This window comes from Flaviaestuariibacter amylovorans (assembly GCF_039541815.1).
In the GTDB taxonomy this organism is placed as follows: Bacteria; Bacteroidota; Bacteroidia; order Chitinophagales; family Chitinophagaceae; genus Flavisolibacter; species Flavisolibacter amylovorans.
In genome coordinates this window covers 224,733-243,843 of the sequence record NZ_BAABGY010000005.1, presented here as the reverse complement: position 1 = coordinate 243,843, position 19,111 = coordinate 224,733, and the positions used below count along the sequence as shown (strand labels likewise).

Here is a 19,111-nt window from a genome sequence, read left to right as displayed (position 1 = left end):
CCGGTATCCCGACAAGCTTCGCTTCGTCGGGACCAATAAACCAATAGATCAATAAACCAATAGACGTTTACCTTCGCCGCCATGAGCACCATCCGGAAACAAAGCCTCATTTCATCGGTCATCGTGTACCTCGGCTTCGCCCTGGGCATGGTGAACGTATGGCTTTTTACACGGGTGGGCGGCTTTACCAAGGAGCAGTTCGGGGTAACGGCTACCTTCCTTGCTTTTTCGTCGGTGCTGTTCTCGCTTTCCTCGCTGGGCTCGCTGACCTATGTTACCAAGTTCTTTCCGTACTACAACGCCCACCTCGATCGCAAAAAGAACGACCAATTCACCTGGGCGCTCCTCTTCCCGGTCATCGGGTTCGCCGTCGTCACACTCGCCGGCATCCTGTTCAAGGACCTTTTTGTACGGGTGTTCAACAATTCGCCGCAGCTCGTTCGCTACTATTATTGGCTGTACCCGTTCTCGTTCGGGTACACCGTGTTCATGGTACTCGAGGGCTTCGCCTGGTTTCACGGCAAATCGGTGCTCAGCAACTTTTACAAGGAAGTGCTGTTCCGCTTGCTGCTCACCGTCATCATTGTACTCACCACCTGGAAGATCATCCCCTCTTTCGACGATTTCGTGCGGTGCTATGCTTTTCTCTACGGCATCCTCGCGCTGTTGCTGGCAACGGTTCTATGGCGACGTGGCGTGGTGCATTTCCAGTTCCGGCCCAGTAAGGTCACCCGGCGGCTGCGCAGGCGGATCGTCGCGCTCGTATCCTTCAGCTGGGGCTCTTCCTTCCTGCTGAACCTGGCGCAGGTCATCGACACCATCATCATCGCGGCGATCCTTCCGAACGGGGTGGCCATGGCCGGTCTCTATAGTCTCGGCGCCACCTTGTCCGGGTTTATACAGGCCCCGCAGCGCGCCGTGGTATCGGCGTCCGTGAGCCACCTCTCCGAGGCCTGGCGGGCCAAGGACGAAGGCCGCATCCTGCGCATCTACCAACGCTCCGCGATCAATCAGCTGATCTTCGCCACGGCCATGTTCTGCCTCATCTGGCTGAACTTCCGGGACGCGCTGCTCACCTTCAACATTCAGAGCGACTTTCTCGTATCCTCCTGGGTCTTCTTTTTCATGGGGCTGCGCTGCGTGGTGGATATGGGAACCGGTGTTTCGTCACAGATCATCGCTACCTCCACCCACTGGCGGTTTGAATTCACCACAGGACTCGTGCTGGTAGCCGTCGCCATCCCGCTCAACGTGCTCCTGACCATGCGGCTGGGCATCTACGGGCCGGCGCTCTCGAGCCTCCTCTCCTACATCGTATACAACACCATCCGCTACTTCTTTCTCTGGCGGCGCTTCCGCATGCAGCCCTTTTCGGCAGCTACCGTGCACACCCTGCTGCTCGCAGGAGCCGCCTACGCCGTATGCTACTTTGCATTTCGTAATCTCTCCGGCTTCTGGGGCATGACCGCGCGCAGCGCCGCCTACCTGGTCCTTTTCGCTTCCGGCACCTTGCTGCTGCGCCTCTCGCCCGACGTGCTGCCGGTGTGGGAAACGGCGAAAAAGCGGATGGGGCTTCGGTAAGGTTTCACGCAAAGTGCGCCACTGCAGGACCTGTTTACCAAAGCATTCCTTTCTATTGCAGCGCATTCATCGGGGTTTGTGCACGCTGTTCATCGCGAAGCGAAAGGTCGGATCGACAGAGCTGCTGCATATCGTACATAAGAAAACAGCCGCACAGAATGCGGCTGTTTTCTTATGTATCTGCGCGTTCGGCGCTCTTTATGTCGTTGCGTGAGCTCCTGCGTAAAAAATCAGGGGCGCGAAGTACCTGTATTTGCCGGGGCGCCAGGCTCATACCGGCCTGCCCCGGCAAAGCGGGCCTGCCAGTAGCGGTCGTTGAGGTCGGAGATGGTGACGCCCTCCGAGGTAGAGGCATGCACGAATTTGTTGTTCTGCAGGTAAAAGCCCACATGCGACACCGTGCCGCCGTTGGCGAAGAACACGAGGTCGCCCTCCTTTAGCTCGTTCGGATCCACAGCGGGCAGGTACTGGAACTGCTCGCGCGCGGTGCGGGGCAGCTGCTTGCCGTAAAGGCTGTTGAACAGGAGGCAGGTGAACCCGGAGCAATCGATGCCGCTGCGGTCGTTTCCGCCAAGGCGGTACCGGGTGCCCCACCAGTCGTCCATCAGCACCAGCAGGTTGAGCGCCGGAACGGTTTCTACTTCGGTGTTGAGCAGCAGGGCATATTTCAGGTGCAGGGTGCCGGCCGCTTCGATGTCGACGGTGCGCACCGGCGGGATAGCCGGCTTGCCGGTGCGGGAAGCCACGGTGCTGCTGTAGGCGTAGGTGGGCGAAGAGGCGGTGGTAGGCGTTGTGGCCGTGCGTGGTGCGGCGGTTTGCGCAGCCGGTGCCGCCTTTGTAGAGCCTGCGTTGGAAGCAGTAGTGGTGCCGAAGCCCACTTCGATGTCCTCCAGGAACTTGACCTCTTTGGCCGCAGACGCGGACCTGGGGCCTCCCTGGGCAGCGGCCGCAATGCCCGTGGTCGCGAGCAGGGCCAGCAGGATGATGTGCCGGGTCATAGGAATCGGTTTAGGTGGACAACGAAAGTAGGGAATTTTTCCACAACCGCTGTGGATGAAAAGGCCGGTTAAAGTGCCCCCGCATCCCCGCTTTTCGGTGTAACTTGCCCGCCTGTCCCGGCGCTACGGCCGGGATCCTGCGCACCATGAAATTCTCCCACTTACACGTCCATACCCAGTACTCGCTCCTCGACGGCGCCGCCTCGATCGGATCCCTCTATAAAAAGGCCATCGCCGACGGCATGCCCGCCCTCGCCATCTCCGACCACGGCAACATGTTCGGAGTGTTCGAGTTCGTATCGCAGGCCTACAAGCACACCGACGCCGACGGCAAGCCCAAGGTAAAGCCAATCGTCGGCTGCGAGTTCTACCTCGTGGAGAACCGCTTTGCCAAGACCTTTACCAAGGAGGTGAAGGACCGCCGCTTTCACCAGATCCTGCTCGCCAAGAACGAGGAAGGCTACAAGAACCTCGTGAAGCTCACCTCGCTCGGTTTTATCGAGGGCATGTACTCCAAGTACCCGCGTATCGACAAGGAGCTCATTCTGAAATACCACAAGGGCCTCATCGCCACTACCTGCTGCCTTGGCGCCTCGGTGCCGCAGGCCATCATGAACAAGACCGAAGCGGAGGCCGAGCAGGAATTCAAGTGGTGGCTCGACCTGTTTGGCGACGACTTCTACGTGGAGTTCCAGCGCCACGGCATGGCCGAACAGGAAAAGGTGAACCAGGTGCTGATCAAGTTCGCGAAGAAGCACAACGTGAAGGTGATCGCCTCCAACGACTCGCACTATACCGACGTGGAGGACTTCAACGCCCACGACATCCTGCTCTGCATCAACACCGGCGAAAAGGTGGCCACGCCCGCACTGCGCGAGTTTAACGACGACGACGTGAACACGAAGAACATGCGCTTTGCGTTCCCCAACGACCAGTTCTACTTCAAGAAGACCGACGAGATGATCAAGGTCTTCCAGGACCTGCCGGAGGCCATCGACAATACCAACGAGATCGTGGATAAGGTGGAGCTGCTCAACCTGAAGCGCGACATCCTCCTCCCCGCCTTCCCGCTGCCCAAGGAGTTCCAGGTGCACGACGACTCGAACCTGAACCAGTGGGAATACCTGCACCACCTGACGTACGAAGGCGCCCGCGCGCGCTACTCCGAGATCACCGAAGAAATACGGGAGCGCCTCGACTTCGAGCTGTTCACCATCAAGACGATGGGCTTCGCCGGCTACTTCCTTATCGTATCCGACTTTATCAAAGCGGGCCGCGACCTCGGCGTGTTCATCGGCCCCGGCCGCGGATCGGCGGCGGGATCGGCCGTGGCGTATTGCATCGGCATCACCAACATCGACCCGATCAAGTACAAGCTCCTGTTCGAACGCTTCCTGAACCCCGATCGTAAATCGATGCCGGATATCGATACGGACTTCGACGACGAAGGCCGCCAGAAGGTGATCGACTACGTGGTGCAGAAATACGGGCAGAACCAGGTGGCCCAGATCGTGACCTATGGCACGATGGCTGCCCGCTCCTCCATCAAGGACGTGGCCCGCGTGATGGACCTGCCGCTCGCCGAGTCCAACGCACTCGCGAAGCTCATTCCGGAAAAGCCCGGCACCAAGCTCTATCGCGTGCTGCATGCGCCGTTCACGGCCAAGGAAGGCGACAAGCCGCTCGAGGACGAATACGGACAGGACGATATCGAGAATATCAGGAAGGTGCGCGATATGTATAACGGCAAGGACATGCTCGCCGACGTGCTCCGCATCGCCGAAAAGCTCGAAGGCTCCGTGCGCAACACGGGCATCCACGCCGCCGGCATCATCATCGCCCCGAAAGACCTCACCGAGCTCATCCCGGTATTTACAGCGAAGGACTCCGACCTGTTCATCACCCAGATCGAAGGCTCCATCATCGAGGATGCAGGTGTGATCAAGATGGACTTCCTCGGTCTGAAGACCCTCTCCATCATCCGCGACGCTCTGATCATGATCAAGGAGAATCACGGCGTGGACATCGTGATCGACGACATTCCGCTCGACGACGCCAAGACCTATGAGCTGTACCAGCGCGGCGATACGATCGCGACGTTCCAGTTTGAAAGTCCCGGTATGCAGAAATACCTCAAGGAGCTGAAGCCAGACCAGTTCGCCGACCTCATTGCCATGAACGCCCTGTACCGCCCGGGCCCGATGGCCTACATCCCGCAGTACGTGGACCGCAAGCACGGGCGCGAGGAAGTGGTGTACGATCTCGAAGAGATGGCCGAATACCTCGAGGAGACCTACGGCATCACGGTGTACCAGGAACAGGTGATGCTGCTGGCCCAGAAGATCGCCGGCTTCTCCAAGGGCGACGCCGACGTACTCCGCAAGGCCATGGGTAAGAAGGACCGGAAGACGCTCGACAAGATGAAGAGCAAATTCGTGGACGGCGCCGTGGCCAAAGGGCACAATGCCAAGGTACTCGAGAAGGTCTGGACCGACTGGGAGGCCTTCGCGCAATACGCCTTCAACAAATCGCACTCCACCTGCTATGCCTTCGTAGCGTACCAAACCGCTTATCTCAAAGCACATTACCCGGGCGAATACATGTCGGCGGTGCTGAACCATGCCAACGCGCTCGACAAGCTCACCTTCTTCATGGAGGAATGCAAGCGCATGGGCCTCAAGGTACTCGGACCCGACATCAACGAATCGAAGAAGGGCTTTGCCGTGAACGAGCAGGGCGATATCCGCTTCGGCCTCGGCGGCCTGAAGGGTGTGGGTGAGAACGCGGTGGAAAACATCATCGCCGAGCGCAGGAAGGACGGCCGCTACAGCGACCCTTTCGACTTCATGAAGCGGATCAACAGCCGCACGGTGAACAAGCGCACGCTCGAATGCCTCGTGTACGCCGGCGCCTTCGACTCCTTTACGCAACTGCACCGCGCACAATACATCTGCGTCCCCGACGGTGAATCGCAGAACGGTCTCGAGAAGATGATCAAGTACGGGCAGGTGGTGCAGGCGCAAAGCATCAATACCGCCAACACGCTCTTCGGCGACCTGCCGACGGTGCTCGACATCAAGCCGCCGGTGATCCCGCCCTGTCCGCCCTGGACGTTGACGGAGCAACTCGAAAAGGAAAAAGAAGTGGCGGGCATCTACCTGAGCGGCCACCCGCTGGACCACTACCGCTTCGAGATGCGTCATTATGGCATTACGGCAATCTCCGATTATAACGAGGCCAAGGACTCGAAGATCCTCGCGGCGCAGGGGCGCAATTACAAGATCCTTTGCCTCGTGACGGGCGCGCAGCAGCGCATCTCGCGGCAGGGCAACAAGTTCGGCTCCTACGTGATCGAGGACTATACCGGCAAGACCGAGCTCGTGCTCTTCGGCGACGACTATGTGCGCTTCTCGCCCTACCTGCAGGCCGGGCAGGCGGTGCTGCTCACGGGCTCGTTTCAGAAGCACCGCTTCCGCGACGAGTACGAGTTCAAGCTCGGCTCCATCAACCTCGCGGAGAACGCGAAACGCCTGGTGAAGCAGGTGCTGCTCGAGATCGACGTGCGGCATCTCAGCGAGGAGTTCATCGGGTTCCTGGAAGAGAATATCCAGCGCTTCCCGGGCTCTACCGGGCTTAAAGTGACGGTACTGGAGCCGAAGGAGCAGCTCAAAGCAGGCCTTTCGACCCTCGGCACCGGCTTCGAGATGAACTACGACCTCATTCAGTACCTGGAGGGCAAGCCGGAGATCGAGGTGAAGGTCGTGCCGGCATAAGGCGGGATCTCAGATCGGAGATCTTGGATCTGTGATCTCAATTGGTACAGACATCCTGGTTAAGGCACCCCCTGCGTGAAGAGTGAAACAGAAAAGCTGTGAGAAATGGCCGACCAGGAACAGATCTGACATCCGAGATCACCGATCTGAGATCCCTGGTTCTGTCATTTCGGCCGGACAATAGTGCCGGAATTTGTCCCGGACTTAAATTTGTTGTCCCGACAGGGAAATTGAAAAACTTATAAAACTCAAGTATTATGGCACAAGCGTATACGGACGCCAATTTTCAGACGGAAGTGCTGAACTCAGATAAACTGACCGTAGTGGATTTCTGGGCGGAGTGGTGCGGTCCCTGCCGCGCGATCGGCCCGGTGATCGACGAGCTCTCGAAAGAGTATGCCGGCCGCGTGAACGTGGGCAAGGTGGACGTCGACAACAACCCGCAGGTCAGCATGAACTACGGCATCACCTCGATTCCCGCCATCCTGTTCATCAAGAACGGCGAGGTGGTCGACAAGCTGGTGGGCGCACAACCGAAGTCAAACTTCGTGAAGAAGATCGAAGCGCATATCTGATGGTGGCACATAAGAAATCGGAAACCTCCCGTGTTCGGGAGGTTTTTTTATGGCTAACCGAAAACATCGGTTTGTACCGTATATTTAACAGACCTGTCGAAGGCACCACCAAAAACCAACGCTTATGCACAAACGCAACAACCGGTGGCCCGCCCTTGCCTTCCTCTTCCTACTCGCACTTACGGTGACCTGCCGGCGCGCCGACGTTCAGACACCTGCGCCGACCGACACCAATGGACCAACCCTTGGTGCACATGAAGTTTCCGTTACGGGCATCGTGCTCGACAATACCGGGCAACCGGTTGTGGATGCAACCGTTCGGGTAGGCGAGAAAACGACCGTTTCCGACGCCGGCGGCTATTTCGAGGTGACCGGCGCCCATGTAGACGACGAGGTCTATGTGCGGATCGACAAGGCTGGTTACTTTCCCGGGTCGCGGACGATGATCCGACGCCCGGAGAGCGTCTACGAAGCCACGGTGCGGCTTCTTCCGAAAAACGTTTCCGGCACCTTCGATGCCGCCGGCGGCGGCACCGTGCCCACCGCGCAGGGCGGCAGTATCGAGTTCAGCGCCGGCTCGGTCGTCACCAGTTCCGGTACGCCCTATACGGGCACCGTGGAAGTTGCGACCTACGTGTTCAACCCAACTAGTGTCTTCTTTGCCGAGCAAATGCCCGGCGACCTCCGGGGACTTCGTGCCAATGGTGAGCGCACGCTGATCGAATCCTTCGGCATGATGGCCGTGGAGCTGATGGGCAGCGGCGGACAAAAGCTGCAGCTCGCGGCGGGCAAACCGGCGACCATCCAGTTCCCCGTGCCGGCCGCATTGCGCGCCACCGCCCCCGCGACCATACCGCTCTGGTATTTCGACGAGGCGAAAGGAATCTGGAAAGAAGAAGGCCAGGCCCAGTTCAATGGCACCCGGTACCAGGGCAGTGTGCGTCATTTCTCGTTCTGGAACTGCGACATCGCGGTGCCCTCGGTGCTCTTTGACATTACCGTGCATGCAGCCAATGCCGGCCCGGTAGCGGGCGCGCTGGTGGAGCTCCGGGGCATGGCCACCGATTCGATCCGGACGGTCGGCGGATTCACCAATGGACAGGGTTTCGTGCAAGGCCTGGTTCCGGCCAACCGGCAACTGCGGATGCGCATCCTGGACCGTTGCGGCACCGTGCTGCATTCGGCGGTCATCGGGCCGTTCGCCGTCAATACGAGCTACGGAACGGTCAGCCTGACGAACTACAACTTTGCAGGCGCCTACATCTTAAAAGGTACGGTTACGGCGTGCAACGGGCAGCCGATGCCGCGCGGCCGGATCGACTTCCAGTTCCCGGTAACACCGGCACACATCGTCGTTTACGGCGCGCAGATCGTGAACGGCCAGTACAGCAAGGTGATCCTGCCCTGCGGCCGCGTGTTCACAACACCGATCACCGCTCGGGTGTACGATTCCAGCGGCGGATGGCGCAGCATGACCGATACGATCCGCCCGGTGCTGGGCACCCCGCTTACCTATAACACCAGTGTATGCACGCCCTTCAGCACGCAAAACCTGTCCTTCGTATCGGGCGCAACGCTGGAGCGCACGCGTCAAACCGGGGCCGGAAACGACCTGGGGGGTGCCTGGAATGCAGGCACCGGTGCGTTGCATGGCTGGTCGACAACGGCGGCAAGCGGCCGGCAACTCTCCTTCGACGTGGTGGCGGCGCCGGGTACCGTGTCCGGCAACGGACGCGGAACCCGAGCCCTTTCGATGCGCTACCAATGGCCTTCGGCCAACGGAACGCGCGTGCTCCTGGCCGACAGCGCCTACGTTCACTTCCGGAAGTTCGGCGCCGTGGGCGACTTTATCACGGCTTCCTACACCGGTCATTTCCGCGATTCGGTCAACCCGGGCCAGCGCTTTTACCTCTACGGCGATTTCTACGTAAAAAGAACCCAGTGACGGAGACTTCATTATAAAAAGACCCGCGTTGCGCGGGTCTTTTTAACATCGTTCGCCGGAACAGGCCCGCGATACGTACAAGATCGCCCTGTAGATTCCCGGGTGCGCCTACCCGGTAAATTGTATTATTACAAGCAGCGCGTTTGCGCTTTTCGTTGTCTTGGTACAGACGCTCCCATTCCCCTTCTGGCTTCAGCCGACACAAAACCAACCTGCATGCGACTAAAACGTCTTCTCCCGGTGCTGCTTCTCGCCGCATCCTGCACCACCTTCGGCATCATTGCCTGCCGCAAATCCGACAGCATTTCCCTCCCGGGCGCAAGCGCTACCGTCACCACTACCCTCACCGGCCGGATCGTGGACGAGAACCGCAACCCCGTGAGCGGGGCCGTCGTAAAAGCCGGCGCCGGAAGCGCTACCACCGACGTGAACGGCGAGTTCACGCTTTCGAATGTGTCGCTATCCGCCTCGGCTGCTTTTGTGAAAGTGGACAAGGAAGGCTACTTCACCGGCTCCCGCACCCTCTCGGTAAGCGCCGGCACCGTGCATTATGTCTCCATCGAGCTGGCGCCCCGCCGCATCGTGGCCACGTTCAGCGCGTCGTCGGGCGGAACGGTACCCCTCGACGCGGGCGGATCGCTGCAATTCGGACCCAACGCCATCATGGTGGATGCGGGCGGCGCGCCGTACAATGGCACCGTGCGCGTGGCCGCGTACACCTACGACCCCACTGCCGCCAATTTCAACGAGGTGATGCCGGGTGCGCTGCGCGCGATCAACAACAGCAACGAGGAGCGCCTCCTGAAATCGTATGCGATGTCGAATATCGAGTTGCTGGGTACGGGCGGCGAAAAGCTGCAGCTCGCGCCGGGGAAAACGGCTACGCTTACGCTCGCCATCCCTGCCGGTTTGCAAAACACGGCCCCGGCCACCATACCGCTCTGGTATTTCGATGAGACCAAAGGCTTCTGGATCGAGGAAGGCAGCGGCACCAGGCAAGGAAATACCTACGTAGGTACCGTGTCGCACTTTACCCCGTGGAACTACGATGTTCCGATACCGATGATCAACCTTGACCTGACTGTCGTAGGTGTGGCGGGAACCACCACGCTGACCGGCCCGATACCGGGCGCCCGGGTAGATTTCCGCAGCAGCGTAGTGAACGGAACCGTCTTTACCAATAGCAACGGCAAGGCACGGGTGCAGCTAGCTGCAAACGACCCGATCGAAATCCGCGTCTACGACCGGTGCGGACAGGTCATCCACACCGCCACGATCGGACCGTACACGGCAAACGCCACCCATACCGCGTCGATCAATAACTATAGCGGCCCTTCCACGGCCACCTTCACGGGCATCGTCCGCAATTGCAATGGCCAGCCGGTCGTAAATGGCTATGTCAACGTCCTGATCAACGGAACAACGCAGCGCGCCGTCATCAGCAACGGGTCCTTCAGCTTCCGCCAAAGCACCTGCGGCACATCGGTTCAGGCGCTGCTCACCCCGGTAGACCTGACCGCGAACGTCCAGGGCGCCGCTGTAAGTGCAACCGCCGCACCGGGCGGCAGCACCAGCACGACACTCTCCGCCTGCGGACCATCCAGCACCCAGTTCATGCAATTCCTGTTCAACAACCAGGTGGTACGTTTTCAGCCCCCGGCCGACAGCCTTGCCGCCTGGACGTATGCTTCTTCCCAGGAAACCTTTTTGTTTGCCGTACCGGATACCGGATCCGCCCAACAGCATGCCATCGGGCTTCAGCTGCGTGGTGCCTTCGTGTCCGGCACGCACCTGGTGCATGCGCTGGACCTTATGTACAACCATAACCCATACAGCATGAACAGCGCTTCCGCTCAGATCAGCTCCTTTGGCCCGGTCAACGGGTTCATCGAGGGATATTTCAGCGGCACGGTACGCGACTCGCTCGGCCTCAACACCTACCCGGTGTCGGGTTCGTTCAAGATCCGGCGCGATAACTGACGAAGGGAAAACGATTTGGAAAGGCCTCCCTCGGGAGGCTTTTTTTATGGCAAAAGCCGGTAACAATCAGGGTCGTGATTCCGTAAGGACACCGTATGCATCACGCCCCCGGGCCGTATCGAAATAAAAAAAGTCCCCGGCGGATTGCCGGGGACGATGTCTTTTCGGATTCGGTCTTGATCAATGAGCCGCCGCGGGCAGTGCGTTCCGGTCGTGCTTATGGCGGAAAAGTACCAGGAACAGAATGGCGACCACCAGCGCATACCCGGCAAACGACAGCCAGATTCCGTGCCAGTCGCGACTGCCATCAGCAGCTACAAAATACTTGTCGATTACATACCCGCTGATCTTGCTGCCTAACCAGGCTCCAACGCCGTTGGTCATCATCATGAAAAGCCCCTGAGCACTGGAACGTATTTCCGGACCTGTCGTTGTTTCAACAAACAACGAGCCCGAAATATTGAAGAAGTCGAACGCCATGCCGTATACAATACAAGAAAATATGATCATCACCGTACCTACCGGGCTGGGATCGCTGTATGCGAAAAGGCCAAAGCGCAACACCCAGGCGAGCATAGAGAAGAGCATCACCTGCTTGATGCCGAAGCGGCGCAGGAAGTACGGGATCGTGAGGATGAACAAGGTCTCCGACATTTGGGATATCGACAGGATAATGGTCGAATATTCTACCACGAAAGAGTTCTTGTAAGCCGGCACGGCCTCGAAGCCGCTCAGGAACGAGTCGCCATACATATTAGTCAGCTGTAGCGCGCCGCCCAGCAGCATGGAGAACAGAAAGAAGAGCGCCATCTTATAATTCGCGAATAACTTGAAGGCCTTGAACCCGAGTTGTTCAATAAGGTCGGCATCCTTCGCTATGTTGCGCGGCGGAGGGCATTTGGGCAGTGTGAAAGAGAAGATTCCCAGCAGGATGGCAGCCACGGCCCCGATGATGAACTGGTTCGCATTTTCCTTGGAGCCAGTGAGGTTGGTGGCCCACATGGCGGCAATAAAGCCGATGGTACCCCAAACGCGGATGGGCGGGAAAACCTTCACGACGTCGTAACCTTCCCGCTTTAGAATCGTGTAGGAAATGGCGTTGGAAAGCGAGATCGTAGGCATATAGCAGATCATTGCACCGAGGATCACGTAATACAGGGTATCCGGATCGTTGACCTGCGGCACATAAAACAAGACCGCCCCGTAGAGGATATGGAGCACACCATAAAGCTTTTCCGCGTTGACCCATTTGTCGGCGATAATCCCAGTGAGGGCAGGCATGAAAAGGGACGCGAGGGCGAGGGTGGAAAAGATGGCCCCGAACTGCGGGAAAGTCCAGTGCTTAGTGTTGAGACAATAGGTACCGATCGTGATCAGCCACGCTCCCCAGACAAAAAACTGCAGAAAACTCATGAGCGTGAGCCGGAACTTAATATTCATCAGCAAGGTTTTGATTGCGCCCCAAGATAAAGATTTTCGGATATGCGGCTCCCCTGCTGCCGCCATGGAAAGGCCTTCGTCATATTGTGCAGGTAATAACGAAGCCAATGCGGGCAACTTTTTACAGGATCACGCGTATCAACCCTTTGAACGAAAATTGGGTAGATATCCTGAGATTTCTCTAATTTTAGGGGGCTACTACCTGTTCTGCTAACAAAAAACTTTCTGCTTTGAAAAATTTTACCCTCCTGTTTTTGGGATTGAGTCTCATGGGCATCACGATGGCGCATGCCCAGAAAAAGGAGCCTTCGGCCGCTACCGTACACCGCTGCGGCACCATGGAGGCTATTGAAGAACGCCTGCAACACGATGCCGCCTTCCGCGCCCAGTGGGAAGCAAAGCAGCGCGAAGCTGCCCGCACCCGCCCCACTTCCGGCCGCACCGCCCGCATTTCGAACCTCACCGCACCGGTCAACATCCCCGTGATCGTGCACGTAGTGCTGCCCAACCCGAGCTTCATCACCGAGGCGCATGTGGACGCACTGCTCAACCAGCTGAACCTGGACTTCTCCGGCCTCAACCCGGACAGCACCAACGGCGCCCCGTTCTACAACGTACGTGGCCACTCCCAGATCCGCTTCGTGCGCGCCCGCCGCGACCCCTCGGGTAACCTCACCAACGGCATCCAGCGCCGCGTGGGCAACCCGGGCATCGCCGGCGCCACCTACCAGCGCATCAAGCACTTCTCCGAAGGCGGCCTCGACCCCTGGGATGTCACCAAATACTACAATATCTGGGTAGGCGACTCCGGCCCTTCCGGTCTCCTCGGCATCGCGCCGGGCATCGGCGTGGGTGGCCAGACCGAGACGCCCGCCTCCTCCACCGGTATTGACGGTGTGTGCGTAGACTACCGTGGCTTCTCCAACGGCTGCTACTCCTTCCCCCAGTTTGCTCGCGGCCGTACCGTGGTGCATGAGATCGGCCACAACTTCGGACTGTACCACACCTTCCAGGGCGGTTGCAACAGCCAGGATTTCAACCAGCTGACGCCCGCCGGCCAGACGCTACCTGCCACGATGCTCGCTGCCGGTGACGATACCCCCTCGCAGAGCAATGCCACTTCGGGCTGCCCCACCGGTACCCCCGCCAGCGGCTGTGCCGGTGTTGCCACCCGTATGTACCAGAACTACATGGACTACACGGACGACAACTGCTACTCCATGTTCACCAACGGCCAGGTAGCCCGCATGGAATACGTGCTGGAGAACTTCCGCCCCGGCTACCTCACCACCAACGGTGCTACGCCCCCCTCGAACGTGCCTGCACTCGACATCACGCCCAACGTGCTCGTGAGCCCCGGCGGCAGCGAGTTCAACAACGCTACCTGCAGCTCCGTAGCCTATCCCACGCCCAACTGCCCCACCGGTATCGTACCGCGCGTACAAGTGCGCAACCAGGGCAGCACCACCATCACCTCGCTCACGGTGAGCGTAAGCGTGAACGGCGGCACCCCGGTTACCTCCACGGTTACCGGCCTCAACATCCTCACCGGCTATTCCGCTACGGTGGCCCTGCCTTCGGTGAACCTCGTTGAGGGCACCAACACGCTGACCTTTACCACTTCGGCCCCCAACGGCGGCACCGACGAAGTAGCCAGCAACAACACCTTCACGACCACCATCACCATCGCCGCCCCGATCGCGCTTCCCCTCGAGGAAGGCTTCGAGTCGACCACCTTCCCGACCTCCAACTGGACGCTGAGCAACCCCGACGGCGACGTGACCTGGGTACGCCGCGCACCGGGCCGCAACAGCGGCTTCTCCGCCTTCTTCGACAACTGGAACAACGACGTGGTCGGTACCAAGGACGATATCCGCAGCGTGCCCATCGCCGTTGCCAACAAAGCCGTTTCCATCACGTTTGACCTGGCCCATAAGAACTATGGTACCGCTTCCGCCGATTGGGATACCCTCCAGGTGCTGGTTTCGACCGACTGCGGCGTGACCTTTACCTCCCTGTACAAGAAGTGGGGCACCAACCTCGCAACTGCAGGCGCGGCCACGGCCAACTACACCAACCCGATCGCCAGCGACTGGCGCCGCGACACCGTAACGGTTCCGGCCACGCTGCTCACCTCGGGCAAGATGATCGTAGCCTTCCGCAACTCCAACCGCTATGGCAACAACATCTTCCTTGACAACATCCGCATCGTAACGATCGAGAACCGCGATATCCAGGCCTTCTCTCTCAACACCACCGCGCCCTTCGTATGTGCCTCCCCCGGCGCTACGAGCCTGACGGTGAAGAACACGGGCGCTGAAGCCGTAACGGGCTTTAAGATCGGCTACTCCGTCAATAACGGTGCTACCGTAACACAGACCGTTACCGGCATCAACCTGCCGAAAGATTCGTTCATTACGGTTCCCATCACCAACATCGCCCTCACTGCCGGCAGCAATGCTCTGCGCGTGTTCACCTTCGACCCGGTATCGGCTTCCGGCACCGGCGACTTCGCCAACGCCAATGACACCGCCCGCACGGTGCTGACCCTGTCGACCCAGGTACCGGACGGCCTGAACGAGAACTTCTCGGCACTGACCGCGCTGCCCCCCACCGGATGGGCCGTTGGTAACTACGACAACGCCGCCACCTGGGCCTACAGCCCCTATGGTAACGGCAACGCCGGCTCCGCCTGGATCCGCTCCTTCAACTACACCGGCTCCAACCGCGACGACCTGGCTACCCCCGTGGTCACCTACAGCGGTGTGGACTCGATCATCCTTTCGTTCGACGTAGCAGCGGCCAGCCGTTACTACCCCGGCACGACTAACATCCAGCTGGACACCCTCGAGGTGCTTGCCACCACCAACTGCGGCGCCTCCTACGACGTGCTGTATAAGAAGTGGGGCAGCGCACTGCAGTCGACGGCCAACCAGAGCAACCAGAACTTCCCGCTCAACACGGAGTTCACGCCCCTCACGGCCTTCAATAGCTTCCGCAACGAGCGCATCGATGCCTCCCGCTACATCAACAACCCCTCGGTGCAGTTCGTGTTCCGCGCGCGTACCAACAACGGCAACAACATCTACATCGACAACGTAAACGTGACGACGAAGAAACTGCCCGCCAACCTGAAGCAGAACGGCTACGTGGTGACCCCCAACCCCACCACCGGTCGCTTCCGCATCTGGCACGTGCAGCCCCCGACCACCCTGCGCTTTGTTAATGTTTACGACTCCAAAGGCGCCCTGGTGTGGAGCCGCTCCTTCACCAAGAACGCAGAGAATGTTATTTACGTAGATTTGTCCGGTCAACCCGCCGGTGTGTACATGGTTTCCCTGAACTATGACGACGAGCACCGCAATGTTACCGAACGAGTCATCAAACGCTAATGAAAACCACATCTGTCCAAAGGCTGATCAATGAACAACCGAGTGAACTGAAAGCCATTGGCGAGAAAGTAATCAATCATATTCGCCTCACAGATGAAGACGGACTGCTCCTTTTTGAAAGGGGCAGTCTTTCTTTTGTAGGGGCCCTCGCCAATCATGTTCGCGAAGAGAAGCACGGTCACCATACATACTTCAACCGGAACTTCCACATCGAGCCCACCAACGTGTGCGTGTTCAGCTGTCACTTCTGCTCCTACTCCCGCCTCTACGCCCACCGCGAGGAGGGCTGGGAGCTGAGTATCGACGACATGCTCAACATCGTAAAGAAGTACGACGGCAAACCCGAGACGGAGGTGCACATCGTAGGCGGCGTGCACCCGAAGATGAACCTGCACTTCTTTGCCGACCTGCTGCGCGCCATCAAGGCCCATCGCCCCGACCTGCACATCAAGGGCTTCACGGCCGTGGAGCTCGATTATATGTTCCGCAAGGCGAAGGTGACGGTGGAGGAAGGTCTGCAGCTGCTGCATGAAGCGGGCCTCGACTCGCTGCCGGGCGGCGGCGCCGAGATCTTCAATTGGGACGTGCGCGAAAAGATCTCAGCCGATAAGGTGAATGCCGAGGGCTGGCTGCACATCCATGAAACGGCCCACAAGCTGGGGATGCACAGCAACGCCACGATGCTCTATGGGCACATCGAGGCCTATTCCGACCGCATCGACCACATGCGCCGGCTCCGCGAGCTGCAGGACCGCACCGGGGGCTTCAACACGTTCATCCCGCTGAAATTCCGGAATGGCGATAACGACATGAGCCATGTGCCCGAGGTGAGCCTCGTAGAGGACCTGAAAACTTACGCGGTGGCGCGCCTGTACCTGGATAACTTCCCGCACCTGAAGGCCTACTGGCCGATGCTCGGCCGCAAGAACGCGCAGCTCACGCTCGCCTTCGGCGTCAACGACATCGACGGCACCATCGACGACACCACGAAGATCTACTCCATGGCCGGCTCCGAGGAGCAGACGCCCTCTATGAGCACCGAGGAGATCGTAACCCTGATCAAGCAGGTACGCCGCCAGCCGGTGGAGCGTGATACGCTGTACAACGTGATCACGGCTTATTAATGTGCTAATGGGTTAATGTGCTAATTTGCTGATAGAGAAGGAGCGTCCCAGCGGACGCTCTTTTTATGCTGCTTCGCCGCGCAACTAAATTGCTTTCAATAAAGCCATAGATAAGGTCGGGGGAAACGAAAAGTGCCTTGCAATGTGATGCGCTATTTCTTGCGAGCTGGCCAATCACCCAACCGACCGAACCCTGCGCTAACTGGTTCGATCACCCCGGTATGCGCTTCGGAGAACAGCTATGGAGCTCAGGTGGCTGTTGTGTCCACTCGCCCCTCTCCCAGTTTCTTCTTCAGCCGGGTCTTGGCTTTGTATACGCTATCGGGTGCGATGTTCAGCAGCAGGGCGATCTCTTTTGCGGAAAGATTCAGGTGCAGGTAGGCCGAAAGGCGGATCTCATAGGGCGTCAGGTCGGGGAAACGGGCCAGCAACTCAGTGAAAAAAGACGGGTGCACCTGTTCGAAGTGCAGCTTGAATTTCTCCCACTCTGAATTCAGCTGGCCATTGTTCTGAAGGGCGGCGCGGATCTGCTGCAATGCCTCCTCCGATTTTCGACCGCCGCTGCCCAGCTGCGAAAGCTGCCGTTGCAGGCCGGAGAGCAATTCCTGCTTTTGTTGCAGTTGCACCGCGTTCGACGCCAGCTCGCGCTGATTGGCCTCCAACTGGTATTGGAGCTGGCTGTTCTGGTCTTTTTCGGCGGCCATCAGTTGCTGAATGCGTTCGATTTCCAGCACAATGTTGGCATTGCGGCCGGCGAGCTGCTCGTTTTGACAGGTGAGCTGGTACACCTCGTGGTGTTTTTGATCGAGCTCCTTTTTCAGCAGGTTGATCCGGGCTACCAGGGCGATGGCGAAGGTGAGCGCATGCGACAGGATGGCGATATTCGGAAGTGGCAATGCTTCTTCGCTCAGGAGGTGACTGTCGAGGGCAAGGCGGAAGGCAAGCAAAGCCACCACCATCAGGGGAAAGGCGTTGGCCAGCAAAAAATAAAAGGCGGGGCGGTACTGCCTCCGGTGCAACACGACCGCAGCTGACAGCAGCAAGGCAATAATCGCCAGAATGAATATATTGATGGCTACGCTAAGCCATAGGTGTGCGAAGTGTTTCGTGCAATAGGTAAGCAGGTTACCGGAAACCGTTAGCAGGACGAATGCGGCCGTCGCACCGGAGAGGATTCTGTTGAGGCGGGGTAGTTTTTCCGGAAGCTGGAGGTATTGCCGCGCCAGCAGCACGAAACCCACGATCACGCCGACGGCCGACAAATCGGCGAGGAGGTAATTCTGATCCACAAAATGGATCCCATCCCCCGTCAGGGTTGCACGAACGAGCCGCCATTTGACAAGGGTGCTGAAAAACCAGTTGATGCCCGTGATATACGTCATCCCGCTGGCCACTATGAGCAGGAAATACAGGAAAGTGCGGTCGCGGAAAATGAAGTAGATGTAAAGATTATAAAGGAAGAAGGCGCCCATCACCGCCAGGGTGATCAGCCAGCCCCAGTAGCGCTGCTGCTCTTTCGCTTCGAAGCGGTCCGCCGGCTCCAGCACCGTGCGCATGCTCACAGACCCGTTGCGGATCGGGCCGCTGCTCACCCGCACGAAGAACGTGTCGGTACCGTTCGGCCGCGCCTGCAAACGAAGGTGGCTGGTTCGTTGACGACTGGCTCCCACTTCAAGGCCGGCGATGGTGCGCGACCACCGCCCTTTGTCGGCATCGTAGGCATAAAGCTCGGTGCGGAACTGGGGACGTACAGACAGGTACGCGGGGGCGCTTTGCGCGGAGGTGTTGCCCACCACCAGCATCAGCCAGTGCCGACCTGCCGCCACCTGGCCGGGCAGGTCGGTGAAGCGCGCCGTTTGCGAACAAACCGTTTCAAAGCCGGCTGCCGTGTCGGGAAAGATCCGGAGCGCAGTAATTTCCTGGGCCGATGCCGCCATTGCCACAACGCTCAGGAAAACACAGAACAGGGGTCGGAGCATCATTGCGTACTCTCTTTTCTAAAGACAAAGATGCGGAAAAAGCCATTGGTTCTTTTTCGTTTAAGCATAAGCGTTACTCCAGTCCGAAAACTCAACAGAAAAGTGGGAAGCGCCTGCCCCGACACAAATGTTGCCGCAGGAGCAAACAGGCAAGCCCTCGCAGAAAAACGCAATAATACCTGATTGATAATCAACAGATTTCGCTACCTGTCCCGATTTTGTCCGGTTCCCTTTTTTGGAATTTACCGGCCCGACCCGAAACCTTGCCGCAAAAGCTCGAGATCAATGTTTATGAACGGAAAGAAGCAGCAACAGCTTGTGCGA

10 protein-coding genes are annotated in these 19,111 nt (G+C 58.8%); 7 read left to right on the top strand and 3 right to left on the bottom strand.

Going from position 1 to position 19,111, the window contains the following annotated elements:
- Window positions 1-81: 81 nt before the first annotated feature.
- Entirely contained in the window at window positions 82-1,581 is a 1,500-nt protein-coding gene (locus tag ABD937_RS06275; RefSeq protein WP_345254329.1) for a lipopolysaccharide biosynthesis protein, read from the top strand.
- Window positions 1,582-1,811: 230 nt separating this feature from the next.
- Here ABD937_RS06275 and ABD937_RS06270 read toward each other — a convergent pair whose 3' ends face one another.
- Entirely contained in the window at window positions 1,812-2,579 is a 768-nt protein-coding gene (locus tag ABD937_RS06270; protein ID WP_345254327.1) for a C40 family peptidase, read from the bottom strand.
- A gap of 146 nt (window positions 2,580-2,725) precedes the next feature.
- Here ABD937_RS06270 and dnaE point away from each other — a divergent pair, with 146 nt between their 5' ends.
- The 4 genes from dnaE (at window position 2,726) to ABD937_RS06250 (ending at window position 10,852) form a co-directional block, all read left to right on the top strand.
- A complete protein-coding gene (dnaE, locus tag ABD937_RS06265; RefSeq protein ID WP_345254325.1) occupies window positions 2,726-6,352 on the top strand; it encodes a DNA polymerase III subunit alpha in 3,627 nt (1,208 codons plus the stop codon).
- Window positions 6,353-6,609: 257 nt separating this feature from the next.
- On the top strand, window positions 6,610-6,927 hold the full coding sequence (gene trxA, locus ABD937_RS06260) for a thioredoxin (protein WP_345254323.1): 318 nt from the start codon (window positions 6,610-6,612) through the stop codon (window positions 6,925-6,927).
- A 124-nt stretch (window positions 6,928-7,051) separates the two neighbouring features.
- Window positions 7,052-8,872, top strand: a complete 1,821-nt coding sequence (locus ABD937_RS06255; protein ID WP_345254321.1) for a carboxypeptidase-like regulatory domain-containing protein — start codon at window positions 7,052-7,054, stop codon at window positions 8,870-8,872.
- Between the two features lie 216 nt (window positions 8,873-9,088).
- Window positions 9,089-10,852: a carboxypeptidase-like regulatory domain-containing protein gene (locus ABD937_RS06250; RefSeq protein ID WP_345254319.1), complete on the top strand. Its 1,764-nt coding sequence runs from the start codon at window positions 9,089-9,091 to the stop codon at window positions 10,850-10,852.
- Between the two features lie 180 nt (window positions 10,853-11,032).
- Here ABD937_RS06250 and ABD937_RS06245 read toward each other — a convergent pair whose 3' ends face one another.
- On the bottom strand, window positions 11,033-12,400 hold the full coding sequence (locus tag ABD937_RS06245) for a nucleoside permease (RefSeq protein ID WP_345254318.1): 1,368 nt from the start codon (window positions 12,398-12,400) through the stop codon (window positions 11,033-11,035).
- Between the two features lie 122 nt (window positions 12,401-12,522).
- Between ABD937_RS06245 and ABD937_RS06240 the strand changes: the two genes are divergently transcribed.
- Complete coding sequence (locus ABD937_RS06240; protein ID WP_345254317.1) at window positions 12,523-15,684, top strand: T9SS-dependent choice-of-anchor J family protein; 3,162 nt, start codon at window positions 12,523-12,525, stop codon at window positions 15,682-15,684.
- Window positions 15,684-16,808 (top strand): aminofutalosine synthase MqnE, encoded by a 1,125-nt coding sequence (gene mqnE / locus ABD937_RS06235; RefSeq protein WP_345254316.1) that lies wholly within the window; start codon window positions 15,684-15,686, stop codon window positions 16,806-16,808. The genes ABD937_RS06240 and mqnE overlap by 1 nt, the downstream gene beginning before the upstream one ends.
- 248 nt (window positions 16,809-17,056) lie before the next feature.
- Here mqnE and ABD937_RS06230 read toward each other — a convergent pair whose 3' ends face one another.
- Entirely contained in the window at window positions 17,057-18,790 is a 1,734-nt protein-coding gene (locus tag ABD937_RS06230; RefSeq protein ID WP_345254315.1) for a 7TM diverse intracellular signaling domain-containing protein, read from the bottom strand.
- Window positions 18,791-19,111 lie beyond the last annotated feature (321 nt).